A 6,375-nucleotide genomic window follows, 5' to 3' on the forward strand; every position below is an offset into this window, starting at 1 on the left:
CCATTAACCTTTTTAAGAATGCTGAGTATCCAAACGGATTGAGTGGGACCACTGCATGGCTTGGAATTTATCAAGTTTTGCTATGGTATGAGCCGGTAACGCTCGGGGCTGTAACAGCGTTACCACATATAATTGATGCCGACAAACTTCGACCACCTTCTTACCGTCCCGTAAGACAAGCCATATCTGCCTGGCAACAGAGAGCTTTGGCAACAGAGCGATACCTCGCTCAACAACTTGGATGCCAGTCCAATCAAGTTCAATCCAATGTTGACCTTCTGATGCAGCACCCAACTTACCAAGGTGTTCAGCGTCAAAATCCTCTTGGGATTGCATTTCCTGTTTTGATATGCCTGGTTCTGAGAACGTTTGGAAACAGTAATGTAACCTATGAATTGGAGGTGCCGGCCCAAGCTGTCTTTCCAGGTATTGTCGTTCCTGGGCGTAGTCCAAATCCTAGAATAGACGTTGTGGTTCGCAACCAAGGTCATCTTCGCGCCATTATTTCTTGTAAGTGGAGCTTGCGTCATGACCGCCTGAATGATATATCAAACGAATGCCCAACGTACAAACAAGCTGCTGCTTGGACACGGGCGCAGGTTGATTACTTGGTTGTGACTAACGAGTTCGATCCCGCTAGATTGAACAAAATATTAAGCGACTCATGTGTCGATGCCGTCGTACATGTCCATAAGCCCTTACCGACTACTGTATGTGGGTTGAACTCTCGTCTGGTGCACATGCTGGACTTGGTTGATTTGTTAGCTCGTAGTCTGACTTGGTGAATACCTGTATTTTGACTCTGTTACTCTTGTTGGCAAGCTTGGCTTAATCATTAAACGCTCCCCGAAACAGCCTGAAAATCCAGTCTTAAAACCTGGCGGGTGTTTGCGGTGACCTTCACCCGGTCGTCAATGCGCCAGCCGACCAGCCACAGTACCTGCTCCGGTGAGCAGACAACGGGGACCCGCGGGCGCCAGGAAGCGGGGATTCTGGCATCAATCATGAACTCCCCCAGTTTCTTGGGATGGCTCATCCCCAGGGGATGGAACCTGTCGCCGGGCTGGCGCTGCCGTACCGTAGCCTTACCGCCGGTCTTTTCATAATCGAAAAAAGCGGTGAACCGGCCAACTTTATCCGTCATGTTTCCCCTTTCGGTGAGGCTGGCGGTGACACGCCAGCCGGGAAATTCGGTTACGCCGGGTATATTCAGGGAGAATTCATTTTCAAGTGGGGGGAAGGGGGAAAGCTCCGCCGGGTCAAGACCGAGAAGGTACCGGTTGTAGTCATTACTGAAGACCAGACCTCCGGGCAGGTTGAGGCTCTTTCCAGCTGACCTGGTCAGGGCGGCCATTATCTCTTCAATGTGGCGGGCTTCGATGTCATTGAGGTTGCCCAGCAGCGTTTCAATGCCTGCCCGCAGCAGGTGTCGCTGCAGTGCGGGCGGTAAAGCCAGGAGTCCTTCCCTGTCGAGTATAATGGTGTTTCCCTGCCTCCGGGCGACTTTATCCCATAACCGTTCCGTCTCTGTTTCCATGAAGGCGAGGTCGTCAGCGGCGATACGGGCGGTGCGCAGCAGCGCACCGGCGATACCCGGGTTATAGTCGAGCAGTTGCGGTAAAAGCTGGTGGCGGATTCTGTTTCGCAGTGGTGATAGTGACAGGTTGGAGGTGTCCAGCCTGGGTTTGAGCTGGTATTGATGGCAGTAGGCAACGGTCTCCTCACGGCTCACGGCGAGCAGGGGGCGGACTATGGTCAGACTGCCGGTTGGAGACTGCCACCGGCTACGGGGTTGCAGTCCCCGCAGCCCCCTGGCGCCCGTTCCCCTGATGAGGTGCATCAGTATTGTCTCGATGTGGTCATCGGTGGTGTGACCTGCCGCCACTCCATCGGCTCCGGTTGATTTAACTACTTCGGCCAGAAAGTCGTATCGTACCTCGCGGGCGGCTTCTTCCGGTGAACTGCGCCGGAGGGACTGGTAGGCTCTGACATCACGCCGGTCAATGGTGGCCGGGATACTGAATTGACGGGCGAGGCTGGCGACATACCGGGCGTCAGCTTCGGACTCAAGCCCCCGGAGCTGGTGGTCGAGGTGAGCTACGTGAAGTTTTACCTTCAACTGCTCTTGCAGGACGGACAGGATATGCAGCAGGCAGACCGAGTCCGGGCCGCCGGAGACGGCCACTACCAGGTGAGGCTCGTCCGATAGCAGGCGATGCTTCTGAATATAGTTCATCACCCTTTGCGCCAGGGGTTCCTGGCATCCCTGTCTTTTCAATGTTCATTCATGCCCTGGAAGGTCTGCCTGATTTTTACCACAATTATCCGGACTTCGACTACAATGTCATCTAATGCAACGGTTACCGGCGTATCCGTTGAGGTGGGTATGGCTTTACTGGCCCGTTTCCGGCTTCGCCCGGTGGTTGCAGGATAAGTCTGGCGCGGTGTATTGATTCCGGATAACCGGCAAACCCAAGAGCCAGAGCCACCTGTTCCGGTCTACCGGAACCGCCGCTATCACAGCGTAATTTCATTCTTATCACGTAACCGGGAGGGTGCTGCTCAACCAGCTCAATGTTATCGATTAGCGCTCTCAGGTCATAGTTCCGCTCTCCGGTATCCCGATAGTGGCGCCACGGCAGACGCTCCGCGGCAAGTAAGTCGGCAACCGCTGATTGCACTGCCGCCGGATCATGGTCACTATCAAGCTTCACCATGTATTCAGCGTAACGCACCTGGGATTGCAGTGACGGCATGGTGGGCGCTGTCTGGTGCGCCTCGAGTATTTCCGCCCCGGCCGGTAGCTGCCGGCTTACCGACGTAACGAACCAGTGCGGCGAAACCGGTCTGGAGATGAAGATGTCCATTAGTTCAGCTTCACTGGTAACTCCCACAGGAAGAGGGGCGGCTAATGACAGGCGCGGGTGAGGGTTGAAGCCTTCCGAATAGGCCAGCGGTATCCCGGCGCGGCGGAAGGCTCTTTCCCAGAGCCGCATAATATCAAGGTGGGAGATGAACTTTATCTCTTCTCCCCGGCTGAATCTAATTCGCAGGCGTAGCGTGACTTTTCTCCCTGGTCAGTCTGATTTTTTCAATTTTGAGTCCGCGCATCTCGGTAATCACCAGCTTCAGGTCCTTATATTTAACCTGCTCAAAGGGTCTGGGGATGTGGCCGAGGAGGTGAAGGGCGAAGCCGGCCACCGTCTCGTAGTCGCCCTCGGGCAGCTCCAGCTGCATCTTCTCGTTGGCTTCCTCGATACGCATACTGCCGTCGATTTGAAAGGTATAGTCATTGATTACCTCGTACTCTTTTTCGACATCGGCCAGTTCATCGCCGACCTCACCGACGATCTCCTCGACGAGGCGGCTCAGGGTAATGATACCGGCGGTACCGCCGAACTCATCGACAATGACAGCCATGCGGTAGTTCTTATCGCGCATCTCGGTAAAGAGCTCGTTGATGCGCTTGGTTTCAGGGGTAAAATAGGCGGGGCGAACGAGGTCATCGATGGTGCTCTGGTTATCAATGGTGCCCCTGGCCTGGGCCATCATCACGTCCTTGACGGCGAGGATACCGACGACGTTATCCATATTCTCCTGGAATACCGGGAAACGCGACCTTGGGGACTGGGCGTAGAGGGCGAGGAAATCGGCTACAGTCGAGCCCTGCTCGATGGCGACGACCTCAGGGCGCGGGATCATGATTTCGTAGGCGGGGCGGTCACCGAAATCGAAGACCTTGTGCAGCATTTCCGCCTCGGACTCTTCCACCGTGCCCTCACGGTGACCCACGGAGATCATGGTGCGGATTTCATCATCACTGACCAGAGACCTGGGTACGGGTGTGCCGCCCACCAGGCGGCTGAAGAAGGCGGCGATGCGGCTGAGCACGATTACGAAAGGGGTAAACAGCCAGGAGAGGAACTCCAGGGGCCGGGCGAAGGTGAGGGAAATCCGCTCGGCGTGATTAGCGGCAATTGTCTTGGGAGAGGTCTCACAAAATATCAGCAGAATAATGGTCAAGCCGACGGTGGCCAGGAGCAGACCCTGCTGTTCCCCCCAGAACCGGATTGCCAGGATGGTAGCCAGGGCGGCGGCGGCGGTGTTGACCAGATTATTGCCCAGTAATACCATCGAGAGCAGTCTCTCCGGTTTTTTTATCATGCGGGAAACCAGACTGGCACCCTTCACCCGGTTATGAACCAGGTGTTCCAATCTTACCTTCTGCAGGGAGAAAAAGGCTGTTTCCGAGCTGGAGAAGAAGGCAGACAGAAGAAGGCAAATAAGAAGAAGCACTAAATATAGCGTTTCTTCAGTACCAAACATACAGCTTTACTCTGCTCTCGGCAATAGCATATCAAATTATTGCTCATTCTTATAGTAACATCAGTTAATAGCCGTGTCAAAATTAGCTTCTATTTGGACTCCGTGGTATATGCTATAATTCTACCGTATGAGAATACTGGGTATTGAAACCTCCTGTGATGAGACGGCAGCGGCGGTTGTGGAGGATGGGGTCAGCATTCTGTCTAATCGGATTGCTTCACAGATAGAAATTCACGCCCGTTACGGTGGAGTGGTGCCTGAAGTGGCTTCGCGCCAGCATATTCTGGCCATTATCCCGGTGGTAAAGCAGGCGATGGCTGACGCCGGGGCTACATGGAGTGATTTGGGCGCTATTGCCGTAACTGTTGGCCCGGGCTTGGCCGGCTCATTACTGATAGGAGTTAACGTGGCTAAGGCGATTGCTCTGGCTCACGGGCTGCCGGTTATCGGGGTTAACCATCTGGAGGGACACATCTACGCTAACTGGCTGGCCGGGCATAGTCAGGGTGTTTCCCCCGTTTTTCCTTTAGTCTGTCTTATTGTTTCCGGGGGGCATAGCGACCTGGTACTGATGAAGGGGCACCAGGACTATGTGATACTGGGACGGACACGGGATGATGCCGCCGGGGAAGCCTTTGATAAAGCTGCCCGGATACTTGATTTAGGCTACCCCGGAGGTCCGGCCATCGAGCGGGCTGCCGCGGCCGGTAGTGCCTCGATCCGGCTGCCCCGCGCCTGGCTGAACGGCACTAACGACTTTAGTTTCAGCGGTGTCAAGACAGCGCTGCTGCGTTTGGTGGAGGGAGGAAAGATTTCAACCAAGGCTGATGCGGCCGCCAGCTTTCAGGAGGCGGTGGTGGATGTTCTGGTAGGAAAAACCATGGCTGTGGCCCGGGAGTACCGGGCGAAGCAAATTTTACTGGCGGGCGGGGTTGCGGCCAATGAGTCGCTCCGGCAGAAGCTGGTCGCCGATTCACCGGTACCGGTTTTAATTCCCCCGATGATATTGTGCACTGATAATGCGGCTATGGTCGCTGCCTGCGGCTACTACCGTTTCCAGGGTGGCAGGATAGACGGCCTGGATTTGGACGTGGTTCCCGGCCTAAGGCTGGCTTAGCCGGCAGCAGCCGCACTTCCCTTGAGTGCACAGCCGCTTGTAGATTTGTATCAGCCCCTGTTGCCGCCCGGCGGAGTTGACCAGGTTGCTACTTAACCCGAGCTGTGACGCCATATGCCTTTCCACAGAATTGGGTGACAGCCTGGGGTAATTCCGGTAGAGGTCAACCGCTTTTCTCTCCAGCTCTGATTGTCCTGTAAACCGTCCCCAGGCGACGATAGTGTATCATTTTGAAAACTAAAACTTGTAAATGACTGAACAGTCTGATAATCTTGTTTTGTGAATCAGCCATCTAATACTTTCGTAGTTGCTTTAAAGGGCATCACGCTTCCAAATGGAGTTATAGTCCAAAAGGATGATGTGGGCATAATAAAAGCCGGGACTGATTCCATATTTTTTGTGCGGATTTGGCAAGATGTCACCTTGCCTACCAGTGCTTTCCAGGTTTTTGATGTTACACAAACTGGAGACCCATTCCCTAAAAAGATTTGCAACATTTGCCACAAACTTCTAAATACCACTGAGTTCGCAAGGAATCAAAATAATATAAACAGGCCAGTTCGCAGGCCATCATGCCAAGAATGTAGAAAGACGCTTGAAGGGACAACCCCGACTCCAAAGGAAAAACGCAAATGGTTAAGCACTAAACCTGATAATGAACCCTTTGAATGCCCTATCTGTGGTAAACGAACCATCGCTGGTGTGAGTAGTAAGGTAGTCCTCGACCATAATCATCGTACGGGGGCGATACGTGGCTGGATATGCGACAGTTGTAATACAGGGATAGGCAGATTTAAAGATGCTGTTGAGCTTATAAATAGAGCTATCAAATACATCGAGGAGTAACTAAACTAAGTCTCTTTTCTGTTAAATCGACATATTCTTGAGATATAAATTTCACACCATTCTGGTCTAAATAGACCAAAGATGGA

At 53.5% G+C, this 6,375-nt stretch carries 5 protein-coding genes; 2 read left to right on the forward strand and 3 right to left on the reverse strand.

Annotation, left to right across the window (positions count from 1 at the left end):
- The coding region (locus Q8Q07_06905; GenBank protein MDP3880013.1) for a hypothetical protein at positions 1 to 785 on the forward strand (785 nt) is incomplete at its 5' end.
- Positions 786 to 835: 50 nt separating this feature from the next.
- On the opposite strand, the gene tilS is transcribed toward Q8Q07_06905, so the two are convergent.
- The 3 genes from tilS to Q8Q07_06920 form a co-directional block, all read right to left on the reverse strand.
- Positions 836 to 2,278: a tRNA lysidine(34) synthetase TilS gene (tilS, locus tag Q8Q07_06910; GenBank protein ID MDP3880014.1), complete on the reverse strand. Its 1,443-nt coding sequence runs from the start codon at positions 2,276 to 2,278 to the stop codon at positions 836 to 838.
- An 82-nt stretch (positions 2,279 to 2,360) separates the two neighbouring features.
- Positions 2,361 to 2,996, reverse strand: a complete 636-nt coding sequence (locus tag Q8Q07_06915) for a TIGR03936 family radical SAM-associated protein (GenBank protein MDP3880015.1) — start codon at positions 2,994 to 2,996, stop codon at positions 2,361 to 2,363.
- 46 nt (positions 2,997 to 3,042) lie between these two features.
- Positions 3,043 to 4,326, reverse strand: a complete 1,284-nt coding sequence (locus Q8Q07_06920) for a hemolysin family protein (protein MDP3880016.1) — start codon at positions 4,324 to 4,326, stop codon at positions 3,043 to 3,045.
- A gap of 127 nt (positions 4,327 to 4,453) precedes the next feature.
- Here Q8Q07_06920 and tsaD point away from each other — a divergent pair, with 127 nt between their 5' ends.
- Positions 4,454 to 5,443: a tRNA (adenosine(37)-N6)-threonylcarbamoyltransferase complex transferase subunit TsaD gene (tsaD, locus tag Q8Q07_06925; protein MDP3880017.1), complete on the forward strand. Its 990-nt coding sequence runs from the start codon at positions 4,454 to 4,456 to the stop codon at positions 5,441 to 5,443.
- Positions 5,444 to 6,375 lie beyond the last annotated feature (932 nt).

The sequence above is a fragment of the Dehalococcoidales bacterium genome (assembly GCA_030698765.1).
GTDB lineage: Bacteria > Chloroflexota > Dehalococcoidia > Dehalococcoidales > UBA2162 > JAUYMF01.

Bases quoted from the DNA above. Each gene is read 5' to 3' on its own strand.
- Q8Q07_06915 (MDP3880015.1), bottom strand. From the start codon at position 2,996: ATGCGGCTCTGGGAAAGAGCCTTCCGCCGCGCCGGGATACCGCTGGCC.
- Q8Q07_06920 (MDP3880016.1), bottom strand. From the start codon at position 4,326: ATGTTTGGTACTGAAGAAACGCTATATTTAGTGCTTCTTCTTATTTGC.
- tsaD (MDP3880017.1), top strand. From the start codon at position 4,454: ATGAGAATACTGGGTATTGAAACCTCCTGTGATGAGACGGCAGCGGCG.